At 39.7% G+C, this 15,395-nt stretch carries 16 protein-coding genes; all 16 read left to right on the top strand.

Annotated elements, in window-relative coordinates; genetic code table 11:
• Positions 1-5: 5 nt before the first annotated feature.
• The 16 genes from PQ478_RS13565 to PQ478_RS13490 all read left to right on the top strand — a co-directional run bounded on the left by PQ478_RS13565 (position 6) and on the right by PQ478_RS13490 (position 15,349).
• Complete coding sequence (locus tag PQ478_RS13565; RefSeq protein ID WP_012959328.1) at positions 6-731, top strand: GntR family transcriptional regulator; 726 nt, start codon at positions 6-8, stop codon at positions 729-731.
• 33 nt (positions 732-764) lie between these two features.
• Positions 765-2,045 carry an EF-P 5-aminopentanol modification-associated protein YfmF gene (gene yfmF / locus PQ478_RS13560; RefSeq protein WP_075682686.1) on the top strand — a complete coding sequence of 427 codons (1,281 nt, stop codon included), beginning with the start codon at positions 765-767 and terminating at the stop codon, positions 2,043-2,045.
• On the top strand, positions 2,045-3,331 hold the full coding sequence (gene yfmH, locus PQ478_RS13555) for an EF-P 5-aminopentanol modification-associated protein YfmH (protein WP_012959326.1): 1,287 nt from the start codon (positions 2,045-2,047) through the stop codon (positions 3,329-3,331). The genes yfmF and yfmH overlap by 1 nt, the downstream gene beginning before the upstream one ends.
• Before the next feature lie 23 nt (positions 3,332-3,354).
• Positions 3,355-4,077: an elongation factor P 5-aminopentanone reductase gene (ymfI, locus tag PQ478_RS13550; RefSeq protein ID WP_289234603.1), complete on the top strand. Its 723-nt coding sequence runs from the start codon at positions 3,355-3,357 to the stop codon at positions 4,075-4,077.
• 73 nt (positions 4,078-4,150) lie between these two features.
• The gene (locus tag PQ478_RS13545; RefSeq protein ID WP_012959324.1) at positions 4,151-4,402 is read left to right on the top strand and encodes a DUF3243 domain-containing protein; all 252 of its coding nucleotides are present in this window, start codon (positions 4,151-4,153) and stop codon (positions 4,400-4,402) included.
• Between the two features lie 285 nt (positions 4,403-4,687).
• A complete protein-coding gene (locus PQ478_RS13540) occupies positions 4,688-5,455 on the top strand; it encodes a DUF3388 domain-containing protein (RefSeq protein ID WP_012959323.1) in 768 nt (255 codons plus the stop codon).
• A 21-nt stretch (positions 5,456-5,476) separates the two neighbouring features.
• Complete coding sequence (locus tag PQ478_RS13535) at positions 5,477-6,379, top strand: helix-turn-helix domain-containing protein (RefSeq protein ID WP_289234602.1); 903 nt, start codon at positions 5,477-5,479, stop codon at positions 6,377-6,379.
• Between the two features lie 206 nt (positions 6,380-6,585).
• Positions 6,586-7,080 (top strand): YajQ family cyclic di-GMP-binding protein, encoded by a 495-nt coding sequence (locus tag PQ478_RS13530; RefSeq protein WP_012959321.1) that lies wholly within the window; start codon positions 6,586-6,588, stop codon positions 7,078-7,080.
• Positions 7,081-7,115: 35 nt separating this feature from the next.
• Positions 7,116-7,694: a CDP-diacylglycerol--glycerol-3-phosphate 3-phosphatidyltransferase gene (pgsA, locus tag PQ478_RS13525; RefSeq protein ID WP_289234601.1), complete on the top strand. Its 579-nt coding sequence runs from the start codon at positions 7,116-7,118 to the stop codon at positions 7,692-7,694.
• Between the two features lie 13 nt (positions 7,695-7,707).
• Positions 7,708-8,958, top strand: a complete 1,251-nt coding sequence (locus tag PQ478_RS13520; RefSeq protein WP_289234600.1) for a competence/damage-inducible protein A — start codon at positions 7,708-7,710, stop codon at positions 8,956-8,958.
• A complete protein-coding gene (locus PQ478_RS13515) occupies positions 8,958-10,577 on the top strand; it encodes a DEAD/DEAH box helicase (protein ID WP_012959318.1) in 1,620 nt (539 codons plus the stop codon). Before PQ478_RS13520 ends, PQ478_RS13515 begins: the two co-directional genes overlap by 1 nt.
• 236 nt (positions 10,578-10,813) lie before the next feature.
• Entirely contained in the window at positions 10,814-11,863 is a 1,050-nt protein-coding gene (recA, locus tag PQ478_RS13510; RefSeq protein ID WP_012959317.1) for a recombinase RecA, read from the top strand.
• A 137-nt stretch (positions 11,864-12,000) separates the two neighbouring features.
• Complete coding sequence (locus PQ478_RS13505; RefSeq protein WP_075682691.1) at positions 12,001-12,993, top strand: metallophosphoesterase family protein; 993 nt, start codon at positions 12,001-12,003, stop codon at positions 12,991-12,993.
• Entirely contained in the window at positions 12,986-14,413 is a 1,428-nt protein-coding gene (locus tag PQ478_RS13500; RefSeq protein WP_289234599.1) for an AAA family ATPase, read from the top strand. The genes PQ478_RS13505 and PQ478_RS13500 overlap by 8 nt, the downstream gene beginning before the upstream one ends.
• A 14-nt stretch (positions 14,414-14,427) precedes the next feature.
• Positions 14,428-14,679, top strand: coding sequence for a hypothetical protein (locus PQ478_RS13495; protein ID WP_012959314.1), 252 nt, complete (start codon positions 14,428-14,430; stop codon positions 14,677-14,679).
• Entirely contained in the window at positions 14,672-15,349 is a 678-nt protein-coding gene (locus tag PQ478_RS13490; RefSeq protein WP_289234598.1) for an ATP-binding protein, read from the top strand. The genes PQ478_RS13495 and PQ478_RS13490 overlap by 8 nt, the downstream gene beginning before the upstream one ends.
• Positions 15,350-15,395: the final 46 nt, after the last annotated feature.

Genomic DNA, 15,395 nt, shown 5'->3' with positions numbered 1-15,395 from the left:
AGACTTTGATTAAAGCAGATCATCGTCCGTTGTATTTACAGGTTATAGATCGTATTAAAGATGATATTGAAAATAAAGTGTATGAGGAAGGAGAAAAGCTGCCTTCTGAATTTGAACTATCAAAGCAGCTAGGAGTGAGCCGCGCAACGCTCAGGGAGGCGCTTCGCCTTCTTGAAGAGGAAGGAGTAGTGATCAGACGTCACGGAGTCGGGACGTTTGTTCACACCAAACCACTTTTCTCAGCAGGGATAGAAGAGTTATATAGTGTGACAGATATGATTAAACAGGCAAATATGGAGCCTGGTACGATCTTTTTATCTTCTGCTGTGAGAGAGGCAACGGATGAAGATCGACGCCGCTTTAATCAAGACGAATTAACAGAAGTAATGGAAATTGAGCGTGTAAGAACAGCAGACCAAGTGCCTGTTGTATATTGTTTAGATAAAGTCCCAAATCAATTGCTTGAGAACCATTCTATTCATGAAACTAAGTCAATCTTTAATTATCTTGAAGAAATTGGTCACTCTATAAGTTATGCCGTGACCTACATCGAACCGATTGGTTTTCACGAGCGTGTCTCTGAAATCCTTCAATGTGATCCTGAAACTTCGCTCTTACTGCTTAAGCAAATTCATTATGATCAAAGTGAGCGGCCTCTGCTTTACTCACTAAATTACTTTAGAGCAGATAAATTTAAGTTCCACGTAGTAAGAAAGCGAGTCAAAGCATAAACTAGGCATGAATGGTAAAAAGGAGATGATTTTATGCAGCTGATGGAGAAAACGAAAGAATCTAGAGGAATAAACATCCATACCATTAAAACCGATCGTTATAAAACGAATACATTAATGTTAATGATAAAAGCTCCATTAGATAGAGAAACCGTAGCCATGCGTGCACTATTGCCTCATGTTCTGCAAAATGGGACCGCTCAATCTCCTTCTAGAAAAGAGGTTCGCGGCCGCCTTGATGAACTGTACGGAGCGATGCTTGCATCTGATGTTCAAAAAAAGGGCGAGCAGCATGTCATAACGATCCGATTAGATGTAGCCAATGAAACCTTTTTAACTGATCAAACGCCTCTTTTTGAAGAAGGGATTAAATTAATCTCTGAGGTCTTGCTTGATCCGCTAGTGGAGGAGAATGGGTTTAATGCCTCTATTGTAGCAAATGAAAAGCGTTCGCTCGTGCAGCGTATTCAATCTGTATATGATGATAAAATGCGCTATGCAAATGTTCGTATCACTGAAGAAATGTGTAAAAATGAGCCGTTTGGACTTACTTCATATGGAACGGTGGAAGAAGTGGAAGCGATTACAGCTGAGGGGCTGTATGAATATTATCAACAGCTTCTAAAAAAAGACCGCATAGACCTTTACGTGGTAGGAGCAATGGAAGCAGATGAAGCCATTGCTAAAGTGGAAACCTATTTCAATATCAATGGCCGTGAGCCAATTGATCAAACGCCGCCTAGTTCTGAGAGCCCAAAAGTAGAAAAAGAAAATGTCGTGATAGAAGAACAAGATGTTAAGCAAGGAAAGCTGCATATGGGGTATCGTACATATACAACCTATAAAGATGATGATTATGTAGCGATGCAAGTATGCAACGGGCTATTTGGAGGTTTCTCTCACTCGAAATTGTTTATCAATGTTCGTGAGAAAGAGAGCCTTGCCTACTATGCCGCTTCAAGATATGAAAGTCACAAAGGTGTCATGATGGTCATGAGCGGAATTGAATTTGCGAAGTATGACCGTGCAGTTACGATTATTAAAGAGCAGCTTGAAGCAATGTGTTCAGGTGATTTTACGGAAGCTGAATTAGATCAAACGAAAGCAATGCTGAAAAATCAGCTGCTTGAAACGTCTGATGTTGCTCGTGGATATGTGGAACTAAGTTATCACCAAATTGTAAGCGGACATAACCGTACTCTTGAAGATCTGCTTAAAGAAATAGATCAAGTCACAAAAGAAGATGTAATGCATGCCGCTCAAAAAATAGAGTTAGATACCATTTATTTCTTAAAAGGCGGTGAAGCTTCATAATGAAACAACTTACTTTTGAACAGCTTAAAGAAACGCTTTACCATGAGAAGTTAGAAAATGGTTTAGATGTGTATATTCTTCCTAAAGAAGGGTTTAATAAAACATTTGCAACCTTCACTACAAAATATGGATCGATTGATAATAAATTTACCCCTCTTGGTGGTAATGATACGATTCATGTACCCGATGGAATTGCGCACTTTCTAGAGCATAAAATGTTTGAGGATGAAAATGGTGATGTGTTTCAGGATTTTAGTAAACAAGGTGCATCTGCCAATGCCTTTACAAGCTTCACAAGAACGGCGTATTTATTCTCAAGTACAACAAATGTCGAAAAGAATTTAGAAACCTTATTAGACTTTGTTCAGCATCCTTATTTTACCGAAGAAAGTGTGGAAAAAGAAAAAGGGATTATCGGTCAAGAGATTACGATGTACGATGATAACCCCGATTGGCGTGCCTACTTCGGTGTGATTGAGAATATGTTTGTGAATCACCCAGTCAAGTTAGATATTGCCGGAACAATTGAATCCATTTCCAACATTACGAAAGATCTTTTATATACTTGCTATCAAACATTTTACCATCCAAATAATATGTTATTATTTATCATCGGTCCAGTTGACCCACAAGCCATTATGAAGCAGGTAAAAGAGAATCAAGGGAGTAAGTCTTTTGCAGCCCCAGAGACGATCAACCGGGTCTTTGATGATGAACCTAATGAAGTCGCAACTGAGAAAAATGTCATTCATATGCCGGTTCAGACTCCGAAGTGTTTAGTTGGATTTAAAGAAGCGAATCCATCTAGACAAGGGGAAGATTTATTAAAGCATGAGCTTTCTATTAACATTTTACTTGATTTAATGTTTGGTCAAAGTTCAGCTAATTACCAAAAACTATATGAACAAGGATTAATTGATGACTCGTTTTCTTTCGATTATTCGGCCGAAGAAGGGTTTGGCTTTACCATTCTTGGTGGAGATACGAAGAAACCGGATGAATTAGCTGAAGCGATCAAAGAAATGATTACAACATTCAAACAAGAAGCGCTAGATGAGTCTGTTGTTAATCGTGCGGTTAAGAAAAAGATAGGATCTTTTCTTCGTTCGCTTAATTCTCCAGAATATATTGCTAATCAATTTACGCGTTATCAATTCAATGACATGACTCTATTTGATGTAGTTCCTGTACTTGAAGGGATCACAAAAGAGCACCTAAGTGAAGTTCTAGAAGAACATTTTGACTTTAAGCGCTTCACAGTATGCCAAGTAAGAGCGGAAAAGTGAGAGCGGAGGGTATAAATCCAACGATGAGATCAATTTTAATTACGGGAGCGTCGCGCGGGATTGGAGCAGCAATTGCAAAAGAGCTGGCTGCGCCTGAGTGCGCTCTCTTTTTACATTATCATCAGAACAATAAGTTGATCCAAGAGGTTGCGCATACCTGCAGGGAAAAGGGTGCTGAGGTATGGATTGTGAAAGCGGATTTGAGTCATATTAATGGTGCAGATGAGCTCTTAGGACAACTACATACACCTATTCATACTATAATTCATAACGGTGGACTAAGCTCAACTGAACTATTTACAGACCTTACGGATGAACGACTTAATCAGATCATGAATATTCATTTACTTAACCCAATAAAGATAACGAGAACACTTATGTCATCCATGATTCAACAAAAAGAAGGAAAAGTGATTGCTGTCTCATCCATCTGGGGGATGACAGGGGCGGCATGTGAGGTGGCATATTCTAGTGCAAAAGGGGGCTTGAATAGCTTTGTAAAAAGCCTTGCTAAAGAGGTTGCCTTAAGCAATATTCAAGTTAATGGAGTAGCTCCTGGTGCCATTGATACAGACATGTTGAATGAATACACAAAAGAAGATATTGAAGCCCTCACTTCAGATATTCCTGCTGGGGCAATTGGGTCGGCAGAAGATGTTGCTCATGCAGTTGCTTTTTTATGTTCTAATAAATCGAATTACATAAACGGACAAATTTTATCTGTAAATGGAGCATGGTATTGTTAAAAGTCATGCATAAAAAAAGCCCTCTCTTGAGAAAATAAGCTTGTAATACATTTCTACTCAAGGAGGGGTTATTATGTCTGTACTCGATAATTGGGATCAATGGAAAGACTTTTTAGGTGATCGTCTTAATCAAGCTCAACACGAGGGCATGAATGAAAATGTGGTATCAGATGTTGCTTATCAAGTTGGTGAATATCTTGCACAGCAAGTCGAGCCTAAAAATGAGCAAGAGCGTGTTTTAGCTGAGCTGTGGAAAGTAGCAGATGAAGGCGAGCAGCATGCTATCGCAAACATGATGGTAAAGCTTGTTCGTAACGAAGGGTAGTATAGGAAAACGCCGCAGCAGCTGCGGCGTTTTTTCTATGATTAAACAAGGTCTTATACAAAAAATGTTTTAGATTGCAAATAAAAGTGTATGAAGTAAAGATAGATTATAGTAAAATATGAATTCGTAATCCTTTTTATTCATTTAGCGATTAAAGTGACAAAGCACTTTCAATTACAACTAAAATCCATTATCATTAAAAGGAAGTAAAAAATTGAAATCTTGTTTTGTCAAATGTGTTACCTAAATACGGCTTTATTCTATAACGAAAGGTGACGTTAATAGATGAAAGAATGGTACTTAGAATATCAAATTCATAATAACAGGCCAGGGTTGTTAGGAGATATATCTTCATTACTTGGGATGCTGAAAATTAATATCGTGACAATAAACGGTGTAGACGATATGCGCCGCGGTATGCTTATCAGAAGTAAAAGTGATGATCAAGTTGCTAGGTTTCGCGCTATTTTACATACAATTGACAGCATTACTGTAAGGAAGTTTCGTGAACCTCATCTTCGTGACAGGCTGGCTATTCGTCATGGGCGTTATATTGAGCGTGACGCTGATGATCGGAAGACCTTCCGTTTTATTCGTACAGAACTTGGACTGTTGGTTGATTTTATGGCCGAGTTGTATAAGCGAGACGGCCACTACTTGGTTGGGATTCGAGGAATGCCTCGAGTAGGAAAGACAGAATCAATTGTAGCAGCAAGTGTGTGTGCCAATAAGCGCTGGTCGTTTATATCTTCTACGCTCTTGCGGCAAACGGTCCGTAATCAATTAGCCGATGATGAATTAAGTGAAGACCATATCTTTATTATTGACGGAATTGTCTCGACAATGCGCTCTACTGAAAGACATCGTACATTAGTCAGGGATATTATGCGTCTTCCGGCAGTTAAAGTGGTTGAGCATCCTGATATTTTTGTCCGTGAAACGGAATATGAACTAGAGGATTTTGATTGTATTATTGAACTTAGAAATAATGAAAAGGAGACGATTTCTTACGAAGTAATGGAATCTGGCTTTTCATCATTTGATATTAGTTAAAGTTGTAGGTAGGTGTTTGAAATGTCAGAATTAGGACAACATTTAAGAGAGGCTCGTGAGGAAAAGGGGTTATCGCTTGAGGACCTTCAACGCAGTACGAAGATTCAAAAGCGATATCTGCTTGCTATAGAAGAGGGGCGTTTTGATACGCTGCCCGGACTCTTTTATGCCCGCGCGTTTGTGAAAACATACGCAGAAGCAGTTGGGTTAGATCCGGAACCATTGTTTGATCAGTACAGAAATGAACTCCCAAATCCTCAAAAAGAATCAATTGATTTGCCATCAAGGTCTGAGCGGTCTAAATCGCCCGTACGTCAGCCAAAGAAATCATCTAAAGCGCCTGCATTCTTACCGGCTGTCATTGCGCTTGCCTTTTTGGTCGTCATTGCTCTAGGCATATGGCTTGTAACTCAAAGTATCGGCGGTGAGAGGGATGCTGCGATTGCCCCTGATCCAGAAGAAAATGTCGATGCTGATTTCTCTGAAGGAGCAACGGAGCCTGAAGCTGATGAAGAGGCAGAAGGAGATCAAGAAGCGGCTAATGAAGATGCAGTTGAAGAAGAGCCTGCTGTAGAGGAAGAGGAAGAAGAAGAGGAAACTTCATCAGAAACCTCAACATTAAACCTTTTAAACAGCAGCGGTAATACTTCTTATTTTGAACTGGAAGCTGATCGTTTTGATGTAGTGATTCAGTTTAGTGACAACTCATATGTGGATGTGAAAAACGGTTTAGGTAATATGTTCTTCTCGGGTCAGCCAGCAAGTGGAGAAGAATTAGAGTATGACTTCCAAGGAGAAGAAGAAGTTGAATTTAACTTTGGCGCCTCACAAAATGTAACGTTGATCGTTAACGATGAAGAGGTTGACTTCCCATTAAATATCATCCATCAAAAAATTAATATTACAAACAGCGTGAATGACTAAAAGAAATGGCAAGCAGCCATTTCTTTTTTTGATAGCTTTCAGACTTAGAGTGCATAAAACACGAGGCAGGAGAACTTCAGAATCAGATAACTCTAAGAAAGATTAACTTCATTAGAGAAGTCCGACTTGTTTCTCAACTTAGTCCATAATATGGTACAATATGAGGTAGACTTTAGAAAAGAGATAGAGAGAATGGAGTGAAACAAATGGCAAAAGAACATTCATTTGATATTGTTTCAGATATTGATGGTCAAGAGGTAGACAATGCCATTGTCCAAGCAATGAAAGAGATTAAAAACCGCTATGATTTTAAAGGGTCTAAAAGTTCAATTGAACGAACAGATGATGATCATATTACGATTATTTCTGATGATGAATACAAACTAGAAAGTGTTATTGATATTTTGCAATCAAAATTTATAAAACGTGGCCTTTCACAAAAAGCAATGGATTTTGGAAAAATTGAACGTGCCCATGGCGGGACAGTGCGTCAAGTCATCACCTTAGTTAAAGGTTTGAGTGCAGACCGTGCCAAAAAAATCACTAAACTCATTCGTGATGAAAAGCTTAAAGTGAAAGCACAAATTCAAAACGAACAAGTTAGGGTAACAGGGAAAAGCATCGATGACTTACAACATGTAATTCAAGTTATGAAGCAGCAGGATTTCGACTTCCCTGTTCAATTTGTCAACATGAGATAATGTACATAGGAAACTGACGAAAGAAGGGACGTTTGGTGAATTTACCTAATAAAATTACGATTTCAAGAATTTGTTTAATACCGATTTTTATGGTGTTTCTGCTTGCACCGCTGCCAATGGGACAGTGGGAATGGTTAGGCGTTGAGATACCTGTGGCTCATTTTATTGCAGCATTGCTTTTTATATTTGCTGCGGCAACAGATTGGTTAGACGGGTATTATGCTAGAAAGTTAAACCTTGTAACCAATTTTGGCAAGTTTCTAGACCCGCTAGCAGATAAATTATTAATTACTGCTGCTCTCATAGGCCTGGTAGAACTTGGTGCTCTTCCTGCTTGGATGGCTGTTGTTATTATCAGCCGTGAGTTTGCAGTGACAGGTATCAGGCTTGTCGCTGCTGCAGATGGTCAAGTAATTGCAGCCAGCAATTTAGGTAAATGGAAAACAGTGTGGCAGATTATCGGTATCTCTGCTCTTATGCTGTATAACCTGCCGTTTGAAGCATTATCTATCCCTTTTGCAATGATTTCAATTTGGATTGCTACGATCTTAACGCTGCTTTCTGGAATTGATTATTTCATGAAGAATCGTCATGTTATTTTAAAATCTAAGTAAAAGGGGGGAGAGTATGAAAGCGGAAATTATTGCCGTTGGTTCCGAATTATTACTTGGCCAGATCGTGAACTCAAATGCTGCTTTCTTATCCGTGGAACTAGCTCAGCATGGAATTGATGTATTTTATCATGTTGTGGTTGGTGATAACGAAGAACGGTTGACTGACGTTCTCAACCAAGCTTCTAAGAGATCTGATTTGGTTATATTAACTGGCGGGCTAGGTCCCACTAAAGATGACTTAACGAAAGAAACCGTTGCTGAGATCTGCGGGAAAGATCTTGTGTATCACCAACAATCGTTAGATGCTATTACTTCTTTCTTTGAAAAAAGAGGGCAGGTCATGACGGAAAATAACAAAAAACAGGCGCTTGTCATTGAAGACAGCCATGTATTGGTTAATCATAATGGAATGGCGCCTGGAATGGTTTTGGAGACCGATCAATGTAAGTTTGTCTTGCTGCCCGGCCCTCCAAAAGAAATGCAGCCAATGGTGGTGTCTGAATTAAGACCGCTGCTTGAGAAAGACAATGTGACACAGGAGAAAATTACATCCCGAGTCCTCAGGTTTTTTGGGATAGGCGAATCCAAATTAGCAGCAATGATTGATGATTTGCTTGTCAACCAAACCAACCCTACGATTGCACCTCTTGCTAGCGAGGGTGAGGTTACTTTGCGGCTGACAGTCAAACATTATGACCCAAACGTAAGTGTCCAGCTTCTTGATCAAGTAGAAAAAGACATCCTTTCTCGTGTCGGAGAATATTTTTATGGGTACGGTGAGACAACGTTAATGGAAGTCGTATCTAAGCAGCTTAAAAAACATAAGTACTATATTGCGGCTGCAGAAAGTTTAACGGGAGGCCTTTTCTCAAGTGCACTCACTTCCATTTCAGGAGCCTCTGAAATTTTTCATGGAAGTATTATTTCTTACGCAACAAAAGTGAAGGAAAATAATTTAGGTGTACCGAATAAAATTATTGCTGAAAACGGAGTGGTAAGTGCAGAATGTGCCGTGGAAATGGCTAAAGCTGTTAAACTGAAGCTTCAATCAGATATTGGGATCAGTTTCACAGGCGTTGCTGGACCTGGTACACAAGATGGTAGAAAGCCTGGAGAAGTTTATGTCGGAATATGCGGCCCGAACAATGAGGTGGCCGTACATAAGTTAAAACTAAGCGGCAACAGAGAAGCCATTCGTCAGAGGACGATAAACTATGGTTGTTTTTATTTGTTGAACGAACTGAAAAGGTGGAATATAGAATAATGACATATTTTAGTGATTTTCAGATTTCAGAACCAATTAAACGCGCTATTAAGGACATGGGTTTTGAAGAACCATCTCCTATTCAAGAAAAAGCTATTCCAGTCATTCTTGAAGGCGGAGATGTTATCGGACAAGCACAGACAGGAACGGGAAAAACAGCCGCATTTGGTATTCCTGTTATTGATAAAGTGACCGAAGAGCGCTATGTTCAAGCATTGATTCTAACTCCAACAAGAGAGCTCGCCATTCAAGTATCAGGGGAATTGCAAAAACTATCTGCTCATAAACGAATTCGAACAATGCCTATATATGGCGGACAATCGATCGGCCATCAGATTAAAGCATTAAAACAAGGCGTGCAAGTTGTGATCGGAACACCAGGAAGAATTCTTGATCATATCCGCCGGAAAACGCTGCAATTAAATAAAGTTCACACGATTGTGTTAGATGAAGCGGATGAAATGCTTGATATGGGATTTGTTGATGATATTGAGTCGATTTTGCGAGAAGTAAAAGGAGCAAGACAGACGCTTTTATTCTCAGCAACTATGCCTCCTGCCATCAAAAAGCTTTCTCGCCGTTATATGACGACGCCAAAAACCGTGACGATTAATAAGGGGGAAGTTACTGCCCCTTCTATCGATCAACTTTACTATAAAGTGCTTGAACGTAATAAGATTGATTCCCTTTGTCGTATTATTGATAGTGAAGAAGTGGATCTTGGTATTTTATTTTGCCGTACCAAAAAAGGGGTTGCTGAATTAACAGAAGCCCTTCAAGCAAGAGGATACTTAGCTGATGGGCTTCATGGTGACTTAACACAATCGCAGCGCGATGCGGTGATGAAGAAGTTTAGGGATTCATCGATAGAATTTCTAATTGCAACGGATGTAGCTGCTCGTGGTATTGATGTGGATAATGTAACTCATGTGATTAACTATGATATCCCGCAAGACCCGGAAAGTTATGTTCATCGAATTGGCCGTACCGGGCGAGCTGGACGTAAGGGGCTGGCTCTTACACTTGTTACCCCGCGTGAAATGAAGCATCTTCGCTCAATTGAACAGGAAATAAAAATGGCTATCCCTTCACAAGATGTGCCGACGATTGAAGATGTGGTAGAAAAGCAGCAAAGTTCATGGAAGAAGCTTGTTCATGATACAATTGATACAGGTGGAAAGGAATTTGAATTATTTAAACCGCTTGTACAAGAAGTGTTAGCTGACCACAGTCCTGAGGATGTAGTGGCTGCCCTATTAAAAATGAATTTCTCAAATGATTCTGCAGCTGAGGAAGCAGGATACAATTTTGGCGAGACTGGCGGAGCTAAGGGAATGGTGCGTTTCTTTATTAATGTCGGCCGTAATGTGAATATGAGTCCTAAAATTCTAATTGAAGAAATTTCTGAACTCGTTGGTATTCCTGGAAAAGCCATTGGCCGTATTGATATTTTCGAGAACTTTACTTTTGTTGAAGTGCCTGAAGATGTAGCGCCATTTGTTTATGAAGCCCTGCGTTATTCAAGAATTAATGGGGCTCGTGTAAACCTTGAACCAGCTAAACCGCGTCCAAAACGCGACAATCGCACACCACGCCCTACGAAAGCTCGTTCTTCTTAACGTTTCTTCGATGCTAGACCTCTCTTTCCTGAAAGTTTGGTCTAGCATTTCTCTTCTTCTCTACCTTTGAATTTCCCTTCGTCATAAGCTTCAAACCTCACTTCTATAAAAAACCGAATAAATGTTCGTAAAAACTATTGGCAAATGACTCAAAAGAGGGTATGATGAACAAGTAAGATTCTTTCATTCAACAATATGATTAATAGATTAGTTTATATATAGAGGAGAGATGTTCAATGGGTGATCGTAAAGCAGCTCTTGATATGGCGCTTCGCCAAATCGAAAAGCAATTTGGTAAAGGTTCAATTATGAAATTAGGAGAGCAAGTCGATCAACGTGTATCAACTGTATCCAGTGGTGCGCTGGCACTTGATATTGCACTAGGAGTAGGCGGGTATCCTCGCGGCCGTATTATTGAAGTGTACGGACCAGAATCATCTGGTAAAACGACGGTTGCTTTGCATGCAATTGCTGAAATTCAGCGTAACGGCGGCCAAGCGGCATTTATTGATGCAGAGCATGCGCTTGATCCGGTTTATGCTCAGAAACTTGGAGTCAATATTGATGAATTGCTATTATCACAGCCGGACACAGGTGAGCAAGCTCTTGAAATTGCAGAAGCATTAGTGCGCAGCGGAGCAGTTGATATGATCGTCATAGATAGTGTGGCGGCTCTTGTGCCAAAAGCAGAAATCGAAGGGGATATGGGAGACAGCCACGTTGGTCTGCAGGCTAGACTTATGTCTCAAGCTCTTCGTAAATTATCAGGAGCAATTAATAAGTCGAAGACGATTGCTGTATTTATTAACCAGATCCGTGAAAAAGTAGGGGTTATGTTTGGGAACCCAGAAACAACACCAGGAGGCCGTGCACTGAAGTTCTATTCTTCTGTCCGCCTTGAGGTGCGCCGTGCAGAAACGTTGAAGCAGGGTAACGATATGGTCGGTAATAAAACGAAGATTAAAGTAGTTAAAAATAAAGTAGCGCCACCATTTAGACAAGCAGAAGTAGATATTATGTACGGAGAAGGGATCTCACGCGAAGGTTCTATCTTAGACATTGCTGCAGATCTTGATATTGTTCTAAAAAGCGGAGCATGGTATTCTTTTAAAGAGGAGCGTCTTGGTCAAGGCCGGGAAAATTCTAAGCAATATTTAAAAGAAAACCCTGATGTTGCTTCTGAAATTGAAACGCTTATTCGTGATCATCACGGGTTAAACGGAGAAATAAAAGTAGACCCAGCTACTGATGAAGAATTTGAAGATGTACCATTAGACTTAAAGTAATCAGGTTGAATAGAGCTATTGATCATTTAAACTATACTTTAACACGGTTGATGAAACATGCTCTAGCGAAAATCATATTGAAATTAAGAATAAGCACCTAGTTTAGGTGCTTATTCTTTTAACATTCGAGGTGTGCGATGAAATTTTTATATATAACGGATACCCATATTAGAGGGACGACTCCTAAAAATAGAAAAGATTCATTTGTAGAAACGATGACCGCTAAAATTAAAGAAGTGATAACGATCGCTAACCGTGAGAAGGTAGATGTCCTCCTGCATGGAGGAGATGTATTTGACCGTCCAGATCTTTCTCCCAATGTAGTTGGTCAGTTTGCTCGTCTATTTAAAGAAGCCGAAATGCCTATCTTTGCAATTGCGGGGAATCATGATACATATGGACATAACCCAGAAACAATCTCACGAACAATGCTTGGGCTCTTAGATTCCTTTGGATTAATGACTGTCATCCAGCCTGACGCGCCTGTATTAATAGAAAAGAACGGTGTGAAGGTGCAAATCTCCGGTCAACCATATCATTATGATCTTGACCAACGTGATCCTAAGCTTGATTATTATCCTAATAATGAGCACGAGGCAGACGTCATGATTCACTTAGTACACAGTATGTTAGTAGAAAAAGCATTGCCAGATGGAATTCCCCACACATTAATTGATCATATATGGGGAACGAGTGCTGATATCGTATTAACAGGCCATTTTCATGGAGGCTTTGGGCTTAAAGAACGTGATGGTAAATATATATGTAATCCTGGTGCGATGGCAAGGGTAAATAACCACTGGACCGAAATTAGCAGAATTCCCCAATATGTTCTAGGTACGATTGATTCAACTGGCGCAATCAACCTTACGCTGCATCCATTACAAACGGCTGAAAAAGGGGACGACGTCCTTGATCGCACCTACTTAGAAAAAGCTGTGCACCAAGAAGAAAAATTACATGAGTTTGTACAGCAAGTAAAAGAACAATCAGAGTTTAAGTCGCTAAAAATGGGAGATATTATAGCTGAAATTGCTGCTTTATCAAATGTTGAAGAAAAAGTTCGTCAAGAAGCTTTACGAAGGATTACGATCATAGAGGAGACCTGGAAGGGGGGAGACGATGAATAATATCGCTTCGCTTCGATTAGAAAACTTTCAATCTCATTTAGATACAACCATTGAATTTTCTGCAGGATTAAATGTATTAGTTGGACAGTCTGATAGTGGGAAAACGGCTATAATACGAGGGGTAAGGTGGGTATTGTTTAATCAGCCAAGAGGAACGGATTTTATGAGAGTTGGGGCTGATTTTGCAAGGGTGACGCTTACCTTTACTCATGGGGTAACGATTGTGAGAGAGAGGACAAGCTCAAAAAATCGATACATAATTAAAGAACCAAATAAAGAAGATCTTGTACTAGAGGGCTTTGGTATACATGTTCCACAAGAGGTGCTTGATGCACATGGCATGGAGCCGCTAAGAGTAGATAGAGATCATGATTTAATCATCCACCTTTCTCAACAATTAGATGGTCCTTTTTTATTAGAGCAGACATCTTCTCTGCGTGCAAAAACGATTGGAAGAATTAGTGGGGCGCATTTTCTTGATATGGCTATCAGAGATACGTCAAAAGATCTTTCGGGCCTTAATCAGCGGGTGAAAATGGAAGAAACAGAACTAGAGCACCTTACAGTAGAACTAGAACCATATCAAACTCTTGATAAGCAACGGACAAAGCTTGATCAAGCAGGAGAAAAGTTAGATAAGCTGAAACAAGCCGAACGAAAGCTTGATAATCTCTATGAACTTAAGTCTGCTCTTCAAAAGCTTTCAAAAGAAAAGGAGGAGACTGTTACACAGTTTCAATTAGTAGAACAGGTTCACTTATGGGAGGAAGCCTGGAATCATATAAAACAAACCCATGCCTACGCCAAGTCACTCGATCATAAACGTGCTGAGATTGAACTGGTAGGGCAGTCGATTAATAAGTGCAGAGAATGGATTGATAAAACGAAGCATATTTCGGATGCTCAAGGAGCTTGGGAGCATATACAAGATAAGGTAAGCCAAAAACAAGAGCTAATAAAACTAAAGCAACGTTACGGTCAAATGATTGAACAAAAAAATCAGATTAACCGCCAGCTGGCGCAAACTGATTTTATCCAGGAAAAAGATTGGTCAATTCTTGCTGTCATTGAAAAGAAAAGAGCTAGAGTTGAGCAATTAAGACAACTCCATGTACTGTATAAACAAATTGAGAAAGCAATAGAAACCACGAACGATATGTATAGAAAAGTCCAGCACACGAAGGAAGCAGAGGGGCTCAGAGAAAAATTAGAGCATAAGCTGATGAATTATCAAAGGCTTAAGCAATTAAAGGAACAAATGCATGAGGTGAACACTAGAATCATCGAAGGAAATCGTTTTATGAATCAAAAAACAGAAGAGATGCAAAGGTTAGAACGAGAATTTGAGGAACAATTAATGCATATTGGAACATGCCCGACTTGCGGGAGCAGTTTAGAGCAAGGGATCAAAAATCAATAATTAGGAGGGCTATTATGAAACATGTTGAACAAGATTTAACTACGATGAGAAAAGCGATTGATAAAGCAAGGGATATGAGATACAGAGCAGAAGCTAAATTAGAGGAGCTAGAAAATCAACGAACTCGTCTCTTAAATGAATTAGAAGACTTAGGTGTCTCCCCGGACTCATTAGATGACGAAATTAATCGATTGGAACGTGAGATTGAACAATCGTTAAATGATACATGGGCACTTATTCCTCGGGAGCTAATTAATAATGAATAATCAAGGAGACCTTAGGAAGGAGAGAATGAACCAAATAGAGCTCTCACTGAAAAAGGCCCATGATGAATGGACACGTCAAGATGCAAAGAGGCGTTTACTTATAGAGCAGATGAAGAAGAAAGAACAGTCTGTATTAGAGTATAAAGAAACTATTGAAACGTATGAGAAAGCTAGACTTTTACTTCAGCAATCTGCGGAGTATGCTAGAGAACAAGCCAAACAGCAAATAGAGACGTTAGTGACAAATGCTCTTCAGTATGTATTTGGACCTCTATTTTCTTTTCAAATAGAAATAGAAGAGCAAGGAAATAAAGCAGTAGCTGAATTTTATGTTGTTTCAGATTATGAAGGGATTAAGGTGAAAACGAAACCTCAAGATGCAAGGGGAGGCGGGGTTGTTGATATTGTTACGTTAGCTCTACGCGTAGCACTTATGGAAACAATTCAGCCAAAAGTTGAAGGACCGCTGCTTTTAGATGAGCCAGGGAAACATGTGTCGGGGGAATATGTATATTATTTATATGAATTTTTAAAATCTTTGAGTACGATGTTTGGCAGACAAATCATTATGATCACCCATAATCAGCATTTAGCAGAGTCTGGGGACTTGGCTTATCAAGTATCAATACAGGATGGAATCAGTGAAGTCATCAGGATTGACAACACTTGACATCACAAGTATCGAGGCTTACAATTAGGGAGAATGCGGTGTATTT

Origin of the sequence: Alkalihalophilus pseudofirmus (genome assembly GCF_029094545.1) — a bacterium.
Classification (GTDB): domain Bacteria; phylum Bacillota; class Bacilli; order Bacillales; family Bacillaceae_D; genus Alkalihalophilus; species Alkalihalophilus pseudofirmus.
This window is presented reverse-complemented; position numbering and strand designations above follow the sequence as displayed.

Excerpts from the sequence above, each read along its gene's own strand:
- PQ478_RS13495 (WP_012959314.1), top strand. The coding sequence starts at position 14,428 with ATGAAACATGTTGAACAAGATTTAACTACGATGAGAAAAGCGATTGAT.
- PQ478_RS13520 (WP_289234600.1), top strand. The coding sequence starts at position 7,708 with ATGAAAGCGGAAATTATTGCCGTTGGTTCCGAATTATTACTTGGCCAG.
- PQ478_RS13535 (WP_289234602.1), top strand. The coding sequence starts at position 5,477 with ATGTCAGAATTAGGACAACATTTAAGAGAGGCTCGTGAGGAAAAGGGG.
- PQ478_RS13505 (WP_075682691.1), top strand. The coding sequence starts at position 12,001 with ATGAAATTTTTATATATAACGGATACCCATATTAGAGGGACGACTCCT.
- PQ478_RS13540 (WP_012959323.1), top strand. The coding sequence starts at position 4,688 with ATGAAAGAATGGTACTTAGAATATCAAATTCATAATAACAGGCCAGGG.
- PQ478_RS13545 (WP_012959324.1), top strand. The coding sequence starts at position 4,151 with ATGTCTGTACTCGATAATTGGGATCAATGGAAAGACTTTTTAGGTGAT.
- PQ478_RS13500 (WP_289234599.1), top strand. The coding sequence starts at position 12,986 with ATGAATAATATCGCTTCGCTTCGATTAGAAAACTTTCAATCTCATTTA.
- recA (WP_012959317.1), top strand. The coding sequence starts at position 10,814 with ATGGGTGATCGTAAAGCAGCTCTTGATATGGCGCTTCGCCAAATCGAA.
- yfmF (WP_075682686.1), top strand. The coding sequence starts at position 765 with ATGCAGCTGATGGAGAAAACGAAAGAATCTAGAGGAATAAACATCCAT.
- yfmH (WP_012959326.1), top strand. The coding sequence starts at position 2,045 with ATGAAACAACTTACTTTTGAACAGCTTAAAGAAACGCTTTACCATGAG.
- PQ478_RS13490 (WP_289234598.1), top strand. The coding sequence starts at position 14,672 with ATGAATAATCAAGGAGACCTTAGGAAGGAGAGAATGAACCAAATAGAG.
- ymfI (WP_289234603.1), top strand. The coding sequence starts at position 3,355 with ATGAGATCAATTTTAATTACGGGAGCGTCGCGCGGGATTGGAGCAGCA.
- PQ478_RS13530 (WP_012959321.1), top strand. The coding sequence starts at position 6,586 with ATGGCAAAAGAACATTCATTTGATATTGTTTCAGATATTGATGGTCAA.
- PQ478_RS13515 (WP_012959318.1), top strand. The coding sequence starts at position 8,958 with ATGACATATTTTAGTGATTTTCAGATTTCAGAACCAATTAAACGCGCT.